The organism is Burkholderia sp. IMCC1007 (assembly GCF_027257875.1).
GTDB lineage: Bacteria > Pseudomonadota > Gammaproteobacteria > Burkholderiales > Burkholderiaceae > Burkholderia.
Genome location: NZ_JAPVQY010000001.1, coordinates 293958 through 311445, shown reverse-complemented (window position 1 = coordinate 311445; position 17488 = coordinate 293958). Strand labels below are relative to the sequence as shown.

At 64.9% G+C, this 17488-nt stretch carries 14 protein-coding genes; 9 read left to right on the top strand and 5 right to left on the bottom strand.

Translation table 11 applies throughout. The features are described from left to right. Positions 1-132 precede the first annotated feature (132 nt). Positions 133-1125 carry an ABC transporter substrate-binding protein gene (locus O1Q03_RS01580; RefSeq protein WP_269501287.1) on the bottom strand — a complete coding sequence of 331 codons (993 nt, stop codon included), beginning with the start codon at positions 1123-1125 and terminating at the stop codon, positions 133-135. A gap of 422 nt (positions 1126-1547) precedes the next feature. Here O1Q03_RS01580 and O1Q03_RS01575 point away from each other — a divergent pair, with 422 nt between their 5' ends. Then, positions 1548-3287 carry an FAD-binding protein gene (locus O1Q03_RS01575; protein ID WP_269501286.1) on the top strand — a complete coding sequence of 580 codons (1740 nt, stop codon included), beginning with the start codon at positions 1548-1550 and terminating at the stop codon, positions 3285-3287. Between the two features lie 65 nt (positions 3288-3352). Here O1Q03_RS01575 and O1Q03_RS01570 read toward each other — a convergent pair whose 3' ends face one another. Continuing rightward, positions 3353-4336: an enoyl-CoA hydratase/isomerase family protein gene (locus O1Q03_RS01570; protein ID WP_269501285.1), complete on the bottom strand. Its 984-nt coding sequence runs from the start codon at positions 4334-4336 to the stop codon at positions 3353-3355. 490 nt (positions 4337-4826) lie between these two features. Here O1Q03_RS01570 and O1Q03_RS01565 point away from each other — a divergent pair, with 490 nt between their 5' ends. The 4 genes from O1Q03_RS01565 to O1Q03_RS01550 all read left to right on the top strand — a co-directional run bounded on the left by O1Q03_RS01565 (position 4827) and on the right by O1Q03_RS01550 (position 9731). Beyond that, the gene (locus O1Q03_RS01565; protein WP_269501284.1) at positions 4827-5585 is read left to right on the top strand and encodes a gluconate 2-dehydrogenase subunit 3 family protein; all 759 of its coding nucleotides are present in this window, start codon (positions 4827-4829) and stop codon (positions 5583-5585) included. Positions 5586-5592: 7 nt separating this feature from the next. After that, the gene (locus tag O1Q03_RS01560) at positions 5593-7371 is read left to right on the top strand and encodes a GMC family oxidoreductase (protein ID WP_269501283.1); all 1779 of its coding nucleotides are present in this window, start codon (positions 5593-5595) and stop codon (positions 7369-7371) included. A gap of 8 nt (positions 7372-7379) precedes the next feature. Next, the gene (locus tag O1Q03_RS01555; protein WP_269501282.1) at positions 7380-8756 is read left to right on the top strand and encodes a c-type cytochrome; all 1377 of its coding nucleotides are present in this window, start codon (positions 7380-7382) and stop codon (positions 8754-8756) included. A gap of 114 nt (positions 8757-8870) precedes the next feature. After that, positions 8871-9731, top strand: a complete 861-nt coding sequence (locus O1Q03_RS01550) for a fumarylacetoacetate hydrolase family protein (protein ID WP_269501281.1) — start codon at positions 8871-8873, stop codon at positions 9729-9731. Positions 9732-9767: 36 nt separating this feature from the next. Here the strand turns inward: O1Q03_RS01550 and O1Q03_RS01545 are convergent, their stop codons facing one another. Further along, a complete protein-coding gene (locus O1Q03_RS01545) occupies positions 9768-10079 on the bottom strand; it encodes a DUF3331 domain-containing protein (protein WP_269501280.1) in 312 nt (103 codons plus the stop codon). Positions 10080-10354: 275 nt separating this feature from the next. Then, positions 10355-10639: an antibiotic biosynthesis monooxygenase family protein gene (locus O1Q03_RS01540; protein WP_269501279.1), complete on the bottom strand. Its 285-nt coding sequence runs from the start codon at positions 10637-10639 to the stop codon at positions 10355-10357. Between the two features lie 246 nt (positions 10640-10885). On the opposite strand from O1Q03_RS01540, the gene O1Q03_RS01535 reads away from it, so the two are divergent. Next, positions 10886-11830 carry an AEC family transporter gene (locus tag O1Q03_RS01535; protein ID WP_269501278.1) on the top strand — a complete coding sequence of 315 codons (945 nt, stop codon included), beginning with the start codon at positions 10886-10888 and terminating at the stop codon, positions 11828-11830. Positions 11831-11911: 81 nt separating this feature from the next. Here the strand turns inward: O1Q03_RS01535 and O1Q03_RS01530 are convergent, their stop codons facing one another. Beyond that, positions 11912-12697: an SDR family oxidoreductase gene (locus tag O1Q03_RS01530; RefSeq protein ID WP_269501277.1), complete on the bottom strand. Its 786-nt coding sequence runs from the start codon at positions 12695-12697 to the stop codon at positions 11912-11914. Positions 12698-13274: 577 nt separating this feature from the next. Here O1Q03_RS01530 and O1Q03_RS01525 point away from each other — a divergent pair. The 3 genes from O1Q03_RS01525 to O1Q03_RS01515 all read left to right on the top strand — a co-directional run bounded on the left by O1Q03_RS01525 (position 13275) and on the right by O1Q03_RS01515 (position 17478). Next, positions 13275-14315 (top strand): NADP-dependent oxidoreductase, encoded by a 1041-nt coding sequence (locus O1Q03_RS01525; protein WP_269501276.1) that lies wholly within the window; start codon positions 13275-13277, stop codon positions 14313-14315. Positions 14316-14358: 43 nt separating this feature from the next. Further along, positions 14359-15042: a type 1 glutamine amidotransferase domain-containing protein gene (locus O1Q03_RS01520; RefSeq protein WP_269501275.1), complete on the top strand. Its 684-nt coding sequence runs from the start codon at positions 14359-14361 to the stop codon at positions 15040-15042. 228 nt (positions 15043-15270) lie between these two features. Next, positions 15271-17478, top strand: coding sequence for an FUSC family protein (locus O1Q03_RS01515; RefSeq protein WP_269501273.1), 2208 nt, complete (start codon positions 15271-15273; stop codon positions 17476-17478). Positions 17479-17488: the final 10 nt, after the last annotated feature.

Below are 17488 nucleotides of genomic sequence, written 5' to 3'. Positions count from 1 at the left end.
CGCGCCCGTCTATCGCGCCTGACGACGCGTACGAGGGCAACCTCTTCGAGCGTCAGGGCCCAATACCGCGCCTGCTGAGAGTTTGGCGACTACACGCCAACTCTCAGCAATCACTACTCCGGCCGTCGGCGATCAGATCGCGAAGCTTTCGAGCGTAGACGGGTGGAAAAGCTCCCGAGCTTCCAGCCGACGGCTGGACAGCCCCTCGGCATAATGGCGTTCCAGGAAGCGATCGACAATCCGCTCGTTTTCCGCGAACCCGTACGACCAGAAATCGGTGCCCATCAGCTTGCGGGCAGCGCGCAATTGGTCTTCGACGAACGGCAGCGTAATCTTCGTGGCGGACGTATCACTCAACCGCTTCAACGCAAGAGCTTTGGACTTCTCGAACCCTTTCATCACTGCTCCCGGCAACCACGGATGACGCTCCACGAGCGTCTTCCTGATGCCGAGCGTGTGCATGATCGGGAAAAGCTTCGTACGCGAATACCAGTCGGCGGCCGCTTTGTGTGGGTCATCGAAGAGATACTTGACCTCCGGGTGCCCACGGTCGAAGCACGACGGCGCGCGCGGACCGATGACCGCATCGATTTCCCCTGCCGCCAGAAGGTCCGAGATCGTCCTCCCTTCGGGCGCATTCTCGAGCCGGACGTCTTCAGGCAGGTTCAGCGTGATCTTCTCGACTCGCGTCGCGTCTTCGTAGCCGCCTCGCACCCACGTCACATCCGCAGCCTTGACGCCGTAATCCTCCTCGAGAAAGAGGCGTACCCAGACGTTAGCCGTCAACTGATACTCGGGCACGCCAATGCGCTTGCCCTTCAAATCGGCAGGACTATCGATGCCGCGGTCCGCCCGCACATAAATCGACGTGTGCCGGAACGCTCGCGACGGAAATACCGGAACGGCAATGTACGGTGACGTCCCGGCCGCGGTCTTCACCGAGTAGCTGCTCAGCGAAAGTTCGCAGATATCGTAGTCCGCATGCCTGAACGCCCGAAAAAAGATCTCCTCAGGGTCCTGCAGCATGAAGATCGGGTCCACGCCCTCGATTTGAACGTCGCCGTCGACCAACGGCCTGATCCGGTCGTAATTGCCCACCGCGACGGAAAGTTGAAGCTTGCTCATTGTTGCTCCCATTCGTTGCTGAAAAAACATCGACGCCCTGACGGCCCGACATCGATCCGGGATCGGCGATATAGATTTATATCGCATAATCCTACTCGGGATCATGCAAGTCAAGAAGCTCGTTCCTGTCGAACATCCGGGTCAGCAACCCGGGGGCAGGTGAATCGCCGGAGAACCCCACACCATGCCGCCCCACGCCACTATCGGCTCGCATCGCGACCCCAGACTGGACCAGGACATTAGGATTTCTTGACATCCACCGCCCTCGAACATATCATTCGATATAGGTTTATCCTATACAGCATCATTTGCGGGATTGATTCATGAGACGTGACGTGTCCTTGCATGACCATCGCATCCACACGCCAACATGAAATGCCCCTTCTACATCTGCCAGCAACGCTTAGATCAGGACATGCACCATGGGCACCGCTACGCCGGAGAACTGGGACCACGAGGTTGACGTAATCATCATGGGCGCGGGTGCAGCCGGTATGACGGCTGCCATCGTTTCGGAGAACGAGGGGCTCGAGCCGCTGGTTCTCGAGAAGACCGACCAGGTCGGCGGCACATCTGCATGGTCCGTCGGCATGATGTGGTTCGTCGACAGCTCGCCGATGCGGACCGCCGGCTTCAAGGATTCGTTAGACAACGCACGGAAATATTTTGCTGCGACGGTCGGCGCTACCGTCGACCGCTCACTGCAAGAGACCTATATTTCGCACGGCCGCGTCGCGCTCGATTATCTGCTGCGCGAGTCGGAACTGGAGGTCGTAGCAGTCGACTACCCCGACTATCACCCGGAACTGGAGGGCGGCATGTTCGGCCGCGCGCACGCGCCGCTCGAATTCGACGGCCGTAAACTCGGCGAGCACTTTAAGGACCTGCGTGCGCCGCTGCCTGCCTTCGCACCGTTCGGCGGCATGATGCTCGATCTCGTCGATCTGCTCCATTTCCTTTCCTTTACGCGCTCCGCACGATCGTTTTTCCATGTCCTGAAGCGCTTCGCCCGCTACGGCATGGACCGGATGAGTCACCACCGCGGTACGCGGCTCGTCGGGGGAAATGCGCTCACGGGCCGACTGTACAAGACGATGCTGGACCGAAAAATCGATGTCTGGCTGCGCGCGTGCGCCACGCGGTTGATCATGGTCGACGGCATGGTCATCGGCGCGGAAGTGACCCGGGACGGCCGCACGGTTCGCGTTCGCGCTCGCCGCGGTGTGGTCATCGCGACGGGCGGTTACCCGGGCAACCTGGCGATGCGCCGGGAGCACTCGCGCCAGCCGACGGTAGAGCTCGGACTGGGCCTGCCCAGCAACATCGGCGAGGGCATCCAGCTCGGCGAATCGGCCGGCGGCAGGATCGACCATAACTCCCGCGACACCGGATATTACGTTCCAGTTTCTGCTTATTCGCGTCGCGGCGGCGGGATGGAACTCTGGGGGCACTTCATGCTTGACCGTCCGAAGCCCGGCTTCATCGCCGTCGGCAAAGACGGCAAGCGCTTCACAAACGAGGCGGCGTCGTACCACGACTTTACGCTGGGCATGTTTGAAGCGGGCGCGATCCCGGCCTACCTGATCGCCGACGCCGCCGCGATAAAGAAATACGGAATCGGTGTCATCCTGCCCGGCAGTATGTCGCTGCGTCGCTATGAGAAGGCTGGGTATCTGTTCAGCGGCCGAACCCTCGGCGAACTCGCGGGCAACATCGGAGTCGACCCGACCGGGCTGGAGCGTACCGTCGCTCGCAATAACCGCTTTGCGTCAAGCGGCATCGACGAGGATTTCGGGAAGGGTTCGTCTGCCTACAACATCTACAAGGGCGACCCGACACACTCCCCCAACCCTTGTCTGGGGGCCATCGAGAAGGGCCCGTTCTACGCCGTGAAGCTGATGCCGGGCGACTTCGGAACAAGCCGAGGCCTCGTGACAGGGTCCAACGGTGAAGTGCTCGACGGCGATAACCGTCCGATTCCTGGCTTGTATGCCTGCGGCAACGACATGAACTCGCCGGTGGGCGGTCACTACATCGGAGCCGGAATCACGCTCGGGCCCGCGGTAACATTCGGATATCTGGCCGCGATCGCTCTTTCCAAAGGCGATGTAGCGGCAGCCGCCAGTCAGTGGGAGCCCGCTTCATCTGTGCATCGGGTCTGATGGTCATCGTCGGTTCGTGCGTCCGACGCATCAAATCATCGATCCGCGCTGCGCAAGAATGCCGCTCAATCGGCCGGAGGCAGTTTTGCCGAAAGGTCCGGAAAGCGAAGCTCGCCTTCATAGGTTTCGGCACCCGCAGCAAGTATCGCTTTCACGCGCGCCTGAATTGCTTCGTTGGCAACACACAGATCGGCCTCGTGCGCTTCCACCAGCAAACCTTCGGAGAAGGAAACGTCGGACCCCATGTCCACGGACTTTTTCAGGTGGGCGATGGTCGTGGGCGGAAAGGTCGCGATACGGCGCGCGAGCTTGTCGACGAATGGCCCCAGTTCGTTGGCGGGCAGCGCACGATTGATATAGCCGTAGTGGTCGGCCAGTTCCGCAGAGAAGTCTTCCCCGCTCAGCAGCACCTCGAGCGCACGCGCGCGGCCCATCCGTCGCGGCAACCGCTGCGTGTTGCCGCCGCCGGGAACGAGCCCGCAGACGACCTCGGGTTGACCGAACACCGCGTTGCCGATCGCCGCGAAACACATGTCCGCGGCCAGCGCGATCTCGCAGCCGCCGCCCCGTGCGATCCCTTCGACCTTCGCGATCACGGCCTTCGGCATGTTGCGCAGGCGCTCGCCGAGCATCTGGGTCAGGCGGAACGTGCGTGTATTCGACGTCGCTTTCGGCGCAGAGCCGACACGGTGCAGGCCCGAGTGGGCGATGAAGAACTTCGGCACGGCGCTTTGCAGCACGACCACGCGCACGCTCGTGTCCTGCTCCAGTTCGCGTGTCACCGCGTCGAATTCCGCCGACAGCGTCTCGTCGAGCAGATTCAGCGGCGGGTAGTTCAGCGTGACGGTCGCGACGCCGCCATCGCGCGCGACTTGGATATGCTTGTAACCGGTATCGCCACTCCCCTGCGAGGGAGCGGATTTCTCGGGCGCAGCGCCACCCGCGGCCGACGCGGGCAACACGCCGGGCGCGAGTGTCGCGGCACCGATGGACTGGACGAATAAACGTCGTGAGAAAGTCGACATGGCAGACTCCTTGGTTGGTTTCATCTCGCCTCGGCAGAGCCACGCCGGGCTCTCAATTCGCGGCGGAGTCGAGTAACGCCAATTCAATCCACTGGCGCAGCGGATTGCGCCGGCACTGCGGATCACGGTGACTGCGCCAGCAATCCGGCACCGTCGAGCGGCATCCGTCAGTTTGAAGAAGCGAGCGTCGCCAACGTCATGATCCTCTTGCCGTCGGAGCCCTTGCAAGGATCCTCCCCGATCGGGGGGCTGCCGCAGCAACCTTGCGCGGCCGCGCGCGATGTTCGGTCCGTCGCGCGCGCCCTCCCCAAACAGGGGGCTGCCATCGCGCCGGGCGATGGGTACTGTTTGTCGCACACACCCTTCGACGCCTGGTCCGGCGCGCCGCTCCATTCTGGAGCAGCGGCACGGCGCATGCCTGTCGAAAAGCGTACCGACACGCTGTCGCTGCATGGTCAGCAGACCGTAGCGGCCGCGCGCGGGACGACACCACGCAATGGTCTGAAATTCAGCTATGAGCAAAACCCAGTCAGCCGCCGACGAGCCGACGCCGGAGTCCGGCCGGCGCGTATTCCTCAAACGCGTCGCCATCGTCCCCGCCGCCGTCGCGATGGGTGCGTGCCATTCGGGCGACGACGCGTCGCCGGAGTTGGCACCGACAGCGACGCAACACGCCGACGACGGCATCCGGCTCGACACCTATCGTCCGGTATTCTTCGCGCCCGAAGAATGGCACTTCGTGCTCGCGGCGGTGGATCGCCTGATCCCGCACGATGACGAGGGTCCCGGCGCGCTGGACCTGAACGTGCCCGTCTTCATCGACAGGCAACTGGAAACCGGCTATGGCTACGCGGCGCACTGGTATATGCAGGGCCCGTTTCGCGCCGCCTCGCCCCTGTTCGGCTATCAGTCGAGGCTCACGCCGCGCGAGCTGTACCGAGCCGGCATCCACGCAACGAACGCACGATGCATGCGCGAGTTCGCCGGCAAGCGCTTTGCCGAACTCGCCGTCGCGGAACAGACCGACGTGCTCGTGCGCCTGGAGTCCGGCTCAATGGCATTCGACGACATCTCGTCGACGGATTTCTTCGCGTTTCTGCTGGAGAACACCCGCGAAGGCTATCTGTCGGACCCGATACACGGCGGCAACAAGGCAATGGGCAGCTGGAAGATGATCGGCTTCCCGGGGGCCAGGGCCGACTTCCTCGACTGGGTCGGGACCGGCAAGCGCTATCCGTACGGCCCGGTCAGCATCGAAGGTCAACAGGGTTGACATGCGTATGCCGCACATCACGAAGCCGGAAGTGGACGCCGTCCTGGTCGGGATGGGCTGGACAGGTTCGATCATGGGGATGGAGCTGGCCGAGGCCGGCTTGACCGTGGTCGGCCTCGAACGCGGCGAGAATCGGGATACGAGCCCCGAGTTCGCGTACCCGGCCATCGCCGACGAGCTCGCCTACATTCAGCGGCGCAAGCTGATGCAGAATCTTGCGCGCGAGACGGTCACGATCCGGCATGCGCCGAACGAAGACGCGTTGCCCTACCGCCAGCTCGGCGCATTCCTGCTGGGTACCGGGGTGGGCGGCTCCGGCGTGCACTGGAACGGGACGACCTGGCGCGCCAATGCTGCCGACCTCAAGATCCGCTCGCACTACCTGCAGCGCTATGGCGCCGGGTTCCTTCCCGGCGACATGACGATCCAGGACTGGCCTTATTCACCGGACGAACTCGAACCGTACTTCGAGCGTATCGAGGCCGTGATGGGCACGTCGGGGAAGGCAGGCAATCTGAACGGCACGCTCGTCGCCGGCGGCAATCCTTTCGAGGCCATGCGCCGGCGCGACTATCCGTGTCCGCCGCTCGCCGACAATTATCCGGCCGCGCTGTTCAAGCACGCGGCAAGCGAAGCCGGTTTCCACCCTTTTCCGATTCCCGCGTCCAATGCGTCGATCGCCTATCAGAATCCGTACGGGATGCAGCTCGGCCCGTGCAACTTCTGCGGCTATTGCGAAGGCTTTGGCTGCTACATGTATGCGAAGGCATCGCCGCAAGCGTGTATCTTGCCCGCGTTGCTGGCCAAACCCAATTTCGAGTTGCGCGACCGATCCCATGTGACGCGTGTGCAACTGGATTCGTCCGGCAAGCGGGCCACCGGCGTGACCTATCTCGATGCACAGGGCCGGGAAGTGTTTCAGCCGGCGCGCATCGTGTTGCTTTGCGCATTCCAGATGCACAACGTGCGCCTGCTGCTGCTGTCCGGGATCGGAACGCCATACGATCCGGTGACGGGAAAGGGAACCGTCGGCAGGAACTTCGCCTATCAGAAGAACAGCGCAGTCTCGCTGTTCTTCGGCAAGGACGTCCACATCGATCCGTTCATCGGCGCCGGCTCAGGGGGCCAGGCCTTCGACGACTTCAATGCGGATCACTTCGATCACTCCGCGGCGGGTTTCGTCGGCGGCGCCTACATCAGCGCGATGGTCACCGGCGGCCGCCCGATCGGCCAGACCCTGCTGCCGGAAGGGACGCCCAGATGGGGATCGGCCTGGAAGAAGGCGCTCAAGGACAACTACCTGCATTCGTTTTCCATCGGTACGGCGGGCTCGGTGATGTCGTACCGCACGAACTACCTGGATCTCGATCCGACCTATCGCGACGCATACGGCCTCCCGCTGCTGCGCATGACATTCGACTGGCACGACAACGAAATGCGCATGACGCGCTTCGTCACCGACAAGGCCGAGCAAGTCGCACGCGCGATGAAGCCGAAATCGATGTCGGTCCATGCCGGCAAGATCGGCGATCACTTCGACATGCGGCCGTACCAGACCACGCATACGACGGGCGGTGCGGTCTGCGGGGATCGTCCGGACACGAGCGTCGTGAACAAGTACCTGCAATCGTGGGACGTGCACAACGTATTCGTGACGGGCGCCTGCGCGTTTCCGCAAAACTGGGCCTACAACCCGACCGGCATGGTCGGCGCGCAAGCGTACTTCGCGGCGCGTGCAATCCGCGAGCAGTATCTGAAGAATCCCGGTCCGCTGCTACCGACATAGGCATTGCAATGAGTGAGCGACGCACGAAACTGGCCGGGATCCCGTTCGGCCTGCTATTGACCTTCGCCGCGCTGGCCACGTGGCTGCAACCGGCCGCCGCGAACGCGCAGGATGCCGCCCAGATCGCGCGCGGCGCGTATCTAGCACGCGTCGGCGATTGCGTGGCCTGCCATACAGCGCGGCGCGATCAGCCATTCGCCGGCGGGCTGCCGATGGAAACGCCGTTCGGCACGATCTATTCGACCAACATCACGCCCGATATCAAGCACGGGATCGGCAACTACAGCTACGACGACTTCGCGGCCGCGTTGCGCAAAGGCGTCGCGAAGGACGGACACCTGCTCTACCCCGCGATGCCGTACCCGTCCTTCTCGAAGGTCAGCGATACCGACACGCGCGCACTCTATGCGTACTTCATGCACGGCGTCCGCCCGATCGGCCAGCCGAATCCGGAGACGCGGCTTCACTTTCCGTTCAACCTGCGCGTGCTGCTCACGGGATGGAATCTTCTGTTTCGGCCCAGTGGCGCCTATCGCCAGGATCCGGCGCAAAGCACGACGTGGAATCGCGGCGCCTATCTCGTTCAAGGGCTCGCGCACTGCGGCGCATGCCATACGCCTCACGGCCTGATGGGCCAGGAGAAGGCCTTCGATGCGCGCGGAACGGACCTGTACCTGAGCGGCTACACGCTCGCGGGCTGGCATGCCCCCGACCTGCGCGCCGGGCGCGGAAGCGGCGCCGGCGCGCTCACACGGGAGCGCATCGTTCAGCTTCTGCGAACCGGACGATCGCACGGCAGCGCCACGTTCGGCGGCATGTCGGAAGTCGTGGAGAACAGCACGCAGTATTTCAGCGACGCCGACCTCGGCGCGGTTGCCGAATACCTCGGCAGCCTCGACCCCGAGCGCGCGCCGCGGACGGCCGCGGCACCATCGCCCAAGCCGGATACGGCCGCGTCGCTGCGCGCTGGCGTCACGCCGACCGGCGGTGCGTTGCTGTATCTGAACAACTGCAATGCGTGCCATCGCTCGGACGGCAGCGGCGCGATGAAAGCGTTTCCCGCGCTGGCCGGCAATGAGATGGTCACGTCCGACGATCCGTCGTCGGTCATTCACGTGATCCTGACCGGCTCGCGGATGCCGTCGACCCGCTCCGATCCTGCGCCGCTGGCGATGCCCGCCTTCGGCTGGCGGCTATCGGACCTGCAGGTCGCCCAGCTCGCAACATTCGTACGCGACAGCTGGGGCAATCGTGCCGGCCCGGTGAGCGCCTCCGACGTCGCGAAGGTCAGGCGACAGATCGACCCGGCGCAATTGAAGCGGATCAGCACGGCCGTCGCGAACGAAGTGAGCGACGGCGGCGCGCCCGGTTCGACCGGCAAATGACATCGGGCGGCAGCCCGTATCGCACGGGCCTCGCCATCCCGCACGCGGTCGAAGGGCTGCGCGGCGCGGCCGCACGATGTCCGGCTTGTTTGACTTGATCATTGGAAACCCATCATGCGATTCACCAGCTTCGTACGCGACGGCACCCCCGGCCTCGCTATCCGCGCCGCCGACGGCCGCTATCTCGGACTGACGCGTGCCGATCCCGACTATCCCGGCGATCTCGACACCGTCGTCTCCGGCGGTCCTGCCGCGCTGGCAGATGCGAATCAACGCCTGCAGTTGACCGGCCGACCGCTCGACCTGGCCGCCTGCACGCTGCTCCCGCCCGTGACGCGGGCGGCGAAGATCATCTGCGTCGGGCTCAACTATGCCGAGCACTCGCAAGAGGCCGGATACGAGGTCCCGTCGTATCCGACGCTGTTCGCGCGCTTCCACAGCAGCCTGACCGCGCACGGCGCAGCGATACGCATGCCGGCGGAATCGGCGCAGCTCGATTACGAAGGCGAGCTGGCGGTCATCATCGGCCGCCGCGGCCGACGCATCGGGAGAAGCGATGCGTTGAACCATGTGGCCGGCTATACGATCTTCAACGACGCGACGCTGCGGGACTTTCAGTTCAAGACGCCGCAATGGACGGTCGGCAAGAACTTCGACGAAACGGGCGCACTGGGCCCCGAGCTGGTGACCGCCGACGAATTGCCGGCGGGCGCGGCCGGCCTCGCGCTGCAGACCCGGCTCAACGGCGTCGTCGTGCAGGAAGCCAATACGAACGACATGATCTTCGACATCGCGACGCTGATCGCCACCATCAGCGAAGTCATGACGCTCGAGCCCGGCGACGTCATCGCGACCGGCACGCCGTCGGGCATCGGCATGGCGCGCAATCCGCCGCTGTGGATGCGCGCGGGTGACGTGTGCGAGGTCGAGATCGAAGGGCTCGGCGTACTCGGGAATACCGTCGTGCAATCGTGATCCGGACGTACCGGCGCGGCGCGCGCCGGTATGCGTTCAGGACGGCTGGATGCCCAGCGCATCGCTCGCGAGGATCATCGCGCCGGCATTGGTCGGTCTCGGCCGCTCCGCCGGACGAAACACGGTGTCACCGGCGACGATCGGCAAATGCGACAGCACGCAGATGCCGCGGCGCGAAGCAATGCCGCGCCGCCAGCGCTGCTCGCCGAAATGCCGGACGCCAGGCTCGACCCAACGAACCACCAGCACGCTTCCATCGCATTCCAGCACCGTCACCCGGGCACCCGCGAACTCGCGGGCGCTACCCACGCGCGGCCCGTCGTTCAGTCGTGAAGTCGCATCAGGCATGTCGCACTCGCAAGCCGGCGCGGTCGAGCACCCTGGGCGCGGTCGACCACGTGTGTTCAATCGGTCACGAGATCCTGACCAGCATCTTGCCGCCGTTGGTCCCGTTCATCAGCCCGATAAATGCCGCCGGTGCATGCGCGACACCGTCGACGATCGTTTCGTCATGCACGATCTGCCCGCCCCTCGACCACGCCGCCATCTCGTCGACGAACGCATCGCGGCGCTGCCGATAGTCGTGCAGCAGGAAGCCGCACCGCCGCTCAAGCGCAGGCTGCTCAGACTTCGCGTACGTGCTCGACCGACGGCGGACCGACGAAGAACGGGCCGGCCAGTTCGCGCCAACGCTGAAAATCGGCTGTCTGGCGAAAGGCGTCGTGCCGTTCCACGCTTTCCCATTGCACCATCAGGCGGTAGCGCGACGGTTGTTCGATACCGCGATACAAACGCAAGCCGTGGCAGCCGGGTGCGCGTTCGATGAGCGCCTTCGCCTCAGCGACCGCACGTTCAAACCCCTGCTCGCCGTTTTGCTGGATGTCGATCTGGGCAATTTCAAAAATCATGGCGGGTTTCTCCACGCGACGCGAACAGTCGCGCAGTGCAATTGAATGACCCAACGATAGCGCTGTCGCGCCGACCGCTCTACCCCCACTCCGGGGGGGTGAAAAAAACTCACAAGGCGTTCATGTTGGCAGCAACGCTGCGACTCGCGAGGCGGGGTGTTTCGCCGCGTCGAGATCGCTTGGTCAGAATGCGGGCGATCGCGCCGGATACCGGCACGCCGCCCGGCGATCCGCTCTGGAGCTTCGATGGCTGCACAAATATCTTCCGCGCTGGTGCCGTTTTTCTTTTCGATGGCGATGGGCTATTTCGCCGGGAAAACGCACGCCGGAAACATGCCGATCGTGTCGATCAACACGATGCTGGTCGATTACGCGCTGCCGTTCGCGCTGTTCGTGTATACCGCGAAGATGCCGCGCGCGGAACTCGCGAGCCATCTGGTGCCCGTCGCGATCATCGTGATCTTCATGCTCGTACCGTACTTCGCGTCGCTCGCGTTGTCGAAGCATGTCTTTCGTGTCGATCCCGGTCGGGCCGCGGTGCGTGCCGTAACGGTCGGCATGCCGAACTTTGCGGCCGTCGGCCTGCCGCTTCTCGTCGCCGTGTACGGCGAGTCGAGCACGTTGACGGTCGCGTTCGCGATCACGATCGCGTCGGTCGTGATGTCTCCGGCGTGCCTGATTCTGCTCGAGCGCGCCCGCGGCACCGAATACGCAGGTCGGCCGAATGCGCGACCGCTCGCCGGCGCGCTGCTCAATACCTTCCTGAAGCCGGTGGTCCTGGCGCCGCTCGGCGGCATCGTCTGCTCGCTGCTCGGATGGCACCTGCCGACGCTGATCGCCCAATCGCTGGGCATCATCGGCGGAACGACGGCCGGTCTCGCGTTGTTCTCCACCGGCCTGATCCTGGCCGCGCTGCCGCTCAGACTGAACCCGGAGGTATGGGTTGCGCTGTTGCTCAGCCACATCGTGCAGCCGCTGCTCGCGTGGCTCTGCGTCCGACTCTTCTCGGTGCCGGCGCCGATGGCAGGTCAGCTGGTGCTGCTGGCGGCGATACCGTGCGGTTCGTTCGGAATCCTGTTCGGGCTCGGCTACGACATCGACGATCCGACCGCGGGCGCGACGCTGGTCGCGTCGAGCCTGCTGTCGGCGGTGACGCTGACGATCACGATCCCGCTGCTCCGCTTCGTCTAGACGCGCCGCCTCGAGGCCGCCGGCGACGCGTGTTCCTGCATGCCGGACAAGCCGGCCACATGTTGGCGTCGTGCGCGCATCTCAGCGCTTGCCGCCGACGATCCGTTGCCATGCGGCGGCCTGTTCATCGCGCACGAGCTGCTCGGCGGACGCGGGCCTGACGGTACGATACGGCGGCGCCTCCGCCTCGATCACCGCGACGATGGCGTCGATCATCTCCGCGGGATCGTGTTGCCGATTCAGTTCACGCGTCGGCCAGTGGGCGACCACGCGCTCGCCCTGGTCCCACCATTGGTCCATGCTTTCCATGCCGGTATCGTTGAAGCCGGTGCGATAGGCGCCGGGGTTGATCGTCACGACTTCGACGCCGTAAGGCTTCAGTTCCTCCTCCATCGCCGCGCAGATGCCTTCGACGGCATACTTCGACGCGGCGTAGGCGCCGTCGAACGGCACCTTGACGAGTCCCGCGACCGACGACATCCAGACGATCCGGCCATGCCCGCGCACGACCATCCTGCGCGCGAATCCCTGCGCGACTTCGAGCGCGGCAAACACATTGGTTTCGAACACCGAGCGAAACACGGCCATCGGAATCTCGACGAGCGGGCCGGATTCCATGATCGCGGCGTTGTTCAGCAGCACATCGATCTCGTGCGTCAACGCATGCGCGCGGTCGATTTCGCTCGTCACATCGAACTTGATGACCTGCATGTCCACCCGGCGTGCGTTGGCCTCCTGCCGCAACGCCCACACCTGCGGCCAGATCTGGCCACCCGCGATCACGCGATGCCCGCGTTCGGCAAGCGCGAATGCGACGCCGCGCCCGAATCCGGACCCCGCGCCGGTTATCAACACCGTCCTGGTCATGCGTCCTCCCGCTTGGTACACGACGATTGCGCCAGCCGGACCGACTCGGACGGCGAACTTGCCAACTACCTTACGGCGTTTCGCGCGGCCGAGGTGCCCCCCCGATCGGGGAGGCGGACCGCATCGCCGCCGCGTATCGGAACCGGCCGGATGCCGTCATTCGCCGCAACACCCGATCCCGGCGAGCGCCTTGTGACACGGCGCTTGCCGGCGAACGGACGCGCGGTTTGCCGGGCCGTGCCCCCCCGTTCAACCGGAAACGGGACAGATCCGCGCAGCGAAATCGCGCCGCATTCTGACTAGACGACTGGTCTACTCGATCGTATGATCCGCCCCGTGGTTCGGCTTCATGGTCCGCCCTCGCATTCATGCGATGCGATGCCTGTGCCGACCCGGCACATCCGCAGGTCAAGCCCTGCGACGTTGCCGGCAAGCGCCCGAGCACTAGACGACTGGTCTACTTTTCGCGTGCGGCGTGCGTTGCCACGTCGTCCCGCGCATCGCGACCGTCACGCGAAAAACCCCCGCCACCGACCCGCACGGTCCGGACGGCGACACCGTCACACAGAGGTCACCCATGCCGCAATCCCCATCCATCAATCGCCGTGTCGTGCTGGCCAGCCGCCCCGTCGGTGCGCCGGCTGCGCACGACTTCCGGCTTGAAACGACAGCCGTGCCGACGCCCGCCGACGGCGAAGTCCTGCTGCAGACGCTGTACCTGTCGCTCGATCCCTACATGCGCTGGCGCATGAGCGACGCGCCGTCCTACGCGCCTCCCGTTGCGCTCGGCGATACGATGGTGGGCGGCACCGTCAGCCGCGTCATCGCATCGAAGCACCCGGCCTTTGCGGTTGGCGACCTGGTGCTTGGCGACAGCGGCTGGCAGGACTACGCGCTCTCCGACGGCGCGGACCTGATGCCGCTCGGCACGGATGTCGAGCACCCGTCCCATGCGCTCGGCGTGCTTGGGATGCCGGGCTTCACCGCCTACACGGGCCTGCTGCAGATCGGGCAGCCGAAGCCGGGCGAAACGGTCGTCGTCGCTGCGGCGACCGGTGCGGTAGGCGCCGTCGTCGGCCAGATCGCGAAACTGAAGGGCTGCCGCGTCGTCGGCATCGCGGGCGACGCGGAGAAATGCCGGTACGCCACCGAGACGCTCGGCTTCGACGTCTGCATCGATCGGCGCGCGCCCGATCTGGCGCGGCAGTTCGCGCAAGCCTGCCCCGACGGCATCGACGTCTACTTCGAGAACGTCGGCGGCGCGATTTTCGACGCCGTGCTGCCGCTCCTCAACGTCGGCGCGCGCGTGCCGCTCTGCGGCCTGATCTCGCAATACAACGACAGCGAACCGGCGCCCGGCCCCGACCGCCTTCCGCGCTTGACCGACACGCTCCTGAAGAAACGGATCCGCATGGAGGGCTTCATCATCCTCGATCACTATGCGACCGGCTATCAGGCGTTCCTGGCCGAAATGGGCGGATGGGTCAAGGCCGGCGAGATCACCCCACGCGAGGACGTCACCGACGGCCTGGAAAACGCGCCGGACGCGCTCATCGGTCTGCTTGCGGGAAAGAACTTCGGCAAGGTCGTCGTGCGCGTCGCCGAAGCCGCTGCGTGAAGCGGATTCACGCATCCATCATTCATCGTCACCCATCAACATCATGAAACTTCTGTTCGTCCTGACCTCCCACGACACCCTCGGTTCGACCGGCGAGAAAACCGGCTTCTGGCTCGAGGAATTCGCTGCCCCTTACTTCACGCTGAAAGACGCCGGCGCCGACATCACGCTTGCGTCGCCGGCCGGTGGCCAGCCGCCGCTCGATCCGAAAAGCGCGGACCCCGCGTTCCAGACCGACGCCACGCGTCGCTTCGAAGCGGATCCGGACGCGCGGGCCGCGCTCGCGGCCACGCAAAAACTGTCCGAGATTGCCGTCGACGGGTTCGACGCGGTGTTCTATCCGGGCGGCCACGGCCCGCTCTGGGATCTCGCCGAAGACGCACGATCGATCTCGCTGATCGAGCAGGCCATCGCGTTGGGCAAGCCGGTCGCGGCCGTGTGCCACGCGCCGGGCGTGCTGCGCCATGCCAAGGGGCCGGACGGCAAGCCGCTCGTCGCCGGCAAGACCGTCACCGGCTTCTCGAATTCGGAAGAGGATGCCGTCGGGTTGACGAATATCGTGCCGTTTCTCGTCGAGGACGAACTCAAGTCGAAGGGCGGCCGCTATTCGAAAGCCGATGACTGGCAACCGTATGTGGTCGTCGACGGCCTGTTGATCACCGGCCAGAATCCCGCGTCGTCCGAACCGGCCGCCCAGGCGCTGTTGAACATGCTGACGCGCGTTTGACCCGCGGCGCGACCGCCGCACCGGCGGCGAACGTCCGGTTCGCCGCCGGTCTCGCGCCGGCACGACATGCGCGGGAGAGCGGTCGCTCGAGCGCTCGGGGCAGCGAACGCGATGCGGGCAGATCCGGAAAAAGCGTTTAACACCACGCGCAACACTCGAGCGCGCGTCCGGAAAATACAATCACGGGCGTCCTGTCGCCGCATGCGTGCATCACGCGCCATCCAACTCATGTCTTCATCGCCCTTCAGATTCATATCATCTATTTCGGATTCCAAATCAGGTGTCGCGATCGCCGATGCCGCCTGCGAATGGGCCCGCACGAACGGCGTCACCTGGCTGTACATCTTCAAGACCCTCCTCGCCGCCCTTCTGGCGCTGGGTGTGGCGATGAAGCTCGAACTCCCGATGCCGCGCACGGCGATGACGACGGTCTTCGTGCTGATGCAGCCGCAAAGCGGCATGGTGCTCGCAAAAAGCCTGTACCGCATCTGCGGCACGATCGTGGGCCTGCTGGCCATGCTGGTGCTGATCGGTCTTTTCGGACAGACGCCGGAGCTCTTCCTCGGTGCAACCGCGCTCTGGATCGGCATTTGCACGGCGGGTGCCGCGCGAAACCGCAACTTCCGGACCTATGGCTTCGTGCTTGCCGGCTACACTGCCGCGCTCATCGGCATCCCGTCATGGCAGCATCCGGACGCGGCCTTTCTTTCGGCGATGACACGCGTGACGGAGGTCACGATCGGGATCCTGAGTTCGGGCGCGGTCAGCGCGCTGGTCTTTCCGCAGCATGTCAGCGAACAGATCAACCGCGTGAACCGCGCACGGTTCACCGCATTCGCGGACGATGTGCTGTCGGTTCTGTCCGGCCGGATCGACCGGTCGTTTCTCGAGGCGCTGAGCGTGCGCATCGTCGACGAAACCGTCAATTCGGAAGCTGCACGCAGCGCCGCGGTTTTCGAAAGCCCCGACACGCGCTTGCGAAACGGCCGCCTGACGCGTCTCAATGCGGAACGCATGGCGGCGTCGACGCGCCTGCACGCATTGAGTCAACTCATCGCCCGACTGCGTGTCGCGCGAGCCGCTGCCGTGCTGACGGAGATCGACGCACTGATCGCTGGTGTCGTGGCGCCGCTCCGACTGGAGCGGCAGGATGCGACGCACGCCGACGACATCGACGCACTCGCCGCCTCGGTGGCCGTCGCCCTCGAACGCTGCCGGATCGCGCTGCCCGAACGCGCGCAGCGGGCGCGAAGCCGACTCGGCGGCAACGCGGCCGTGCTCGACTTCGACACGGCGGTCGACCTGATCGACCGATTTCTGGACAGCTATATCGCCTATGCAAGCACCTATGTATCGCTGAGCGCCACCGCGCACGACCGCGAACAGTGGATGGCGCCATACGAACCGCGAACCAATCCGCTCATCGCGGCAGTCGCCGGCATCCGCGCGATGCTGCTGACGCTCGTGCTGAGCGCGTTCTGGATCGCGACCGCGTGGCCGTCGGGTGCGTTGTTCGTGCTGAACGGCGGCGCAATCTGCGCACTGGTCGCATCTTCCGCGCGCCCGTCCCGCACGGCGTTCCAGATGGCGATCGGCACGGCGTTCGCGTCCGTCATCGGTTCGATCGTCATGTTTGTCGTCTACCCGATCATCGACGGCTTCCCGCTGCTGTGCGTGGTACTGGCTGCGCCGCTCGCACTGGGATGCTGGATGACGACGCGCCCGTCGCTGGCCGGGTACGGCATCGGATACTGCATCTACTTCTGCTTTCTGACGGGGCCCGACAATGTGGTCGCGTACGATCCGACGTCGTTCATGAACGACGCGATCGCGCTGGTCCTGTCGATGCTGATGGCGTCGATCGCATTCGAATTGTTTCTGCCGCCGACGATGCGCGGATTGCGCAAACACCTGCTGGCCGACATGCGCAGGCAGGTCGTGTTCGCATGCACCGAATCGGCCGCGACACTGCGCACGCGCTTCGAAAGCCGCACACGCGACCTCATGTATCAGGTTCGGTCGATTTCGCGTGACGACCGGGCGGCGAACAGCGAGTCAGTCGAATGGTTCCTGTCCGTCCTCGAGATCGGCTCGGCCGTCGTGGACCTGCGCGGCGCGATGGCGATCGAGGCAGCGCGCGCCGGCGCGGATGCCGCACCGGCATGGCTCGACGATTGCGCATCCGTATGCCGCACGATTCGGCTATTGTTCGAGGCGCCGACATCGAAGGCCAGCACCGCTGCGACGCACGCGGTGCGGGTTGCGATCACCACGCTGCAACGGACGATGCAGACCACCGATGCGGCGCGCCCGACGGCACCCCACCTTCAGACGGTGCTCGGTAGCCTGCATTTCATTCACAGCGCGCTTGCGGCACCCGACTCGCCGCTACCGGCGCCGCATGACCACGCGTCGACGCCAGGCCGCGCACGCTGATGCGTTCATC

Bases quoted from the DNA above. Each gene is read 5' to 3' on its own strand.
- O1Q03_RS01535 (WP_269501278.1), top strand. From the start codon at position 10,886: ATGGCTGCACAAATATCTTCCGCGCTGGTGCCGTTTTTCTTTTCGATG.
- O1Q03_RS01580 (WP_269501287.1), bottom strand. From the start codon at position 1,125: ATGAGCAAGCTTCAACTTTCCGTCGCGGTGGGCAATTACGACCGGATC.
- O1Q03_RS01530 (WP_269501277.1), bottom strand. From the start codon at position 12,697: ATGACCAGGACGGTGTTGATAACCGGCGCGGGGTCCGGATTCGGGCGC.
- O1Q03_RS01555 (WP_269501282.1), top strand. From the start codon at position 7,380: ATGAGTGAGCGACGCACGAAACTGGCCGGGATCCCGTTCGGCCTGCTA.
- O1Q03_RS01565 (WP_269501284.1), top strand. From the start codon at position 4,827: ATGAGCAAAACCCAGTCAGCCGCCGACGAGCCGACGCCGGAGTCCGGC.
- O1Q03_RS01525 (WP_269501276.1), top strand. From the start codon at position 13,275: ATGCCGCAATCCCCATCCATCAATCGCCGTGTCGTGCTGGCCAGCCGC.
- O1Q03_RS01575 (WP_269501286.1), top strand. From the start codon at position 1,548: ATGGGCACCGCTACGCCGGAGAACTGGGACCACGAGGTTGACGTAATC.
- O1Q03_RS01515 (WP_269501273.1), top strand. From the start codon at position 15,271: ATGTCTTCATCGCCCTTCAGATTCATATCATCTATTTCGGATTCCAAA.
- O1Q03_RS01545 (WP_269501280.1), bottom strand. From the start codon at position 10,079: ATGCCTGATGCGACTTCACGACTGAACGACGGGCCGCGCGTGGGTAGC.
- O1Q03_RS01570 (WP_269501285.1), bottom strand. From the start codon at position 4,336: ATGAAACCAACCAAGGAGTCTGCCATGTCGACTTTCTCACGACGTTTA.
- O1Q03_RS01560 (WP_269501283.1), top strand. From the start codon at position 5,593: ATGCCGCACATCACGAAGCCGGAAGTGGACGCCGTCCTGGTCGGGATG.
- O1Q03_RS01540 (WP_269501279.1), bottom strand. From the start codon at position 10,639: ATGATTTTTGAAATTGCCCAGATCGACATCCAGCAAAACGGCGAGCAG.
- O1Q03_RS01520 (WP_269501275.1), top strand. From the start codon at position 14,359: ATGAAACTTCTGTTCGTCCTGACCTCCCACGACACCCTCGGTTCGACC.
- O1Q03_RS01550 (WP_269501281.1), top strand. From the start codon at position 8,871: ATGCGATTCACCAGCTTCGTACGCGACGGCACCCCCGGCCTCGCTATC.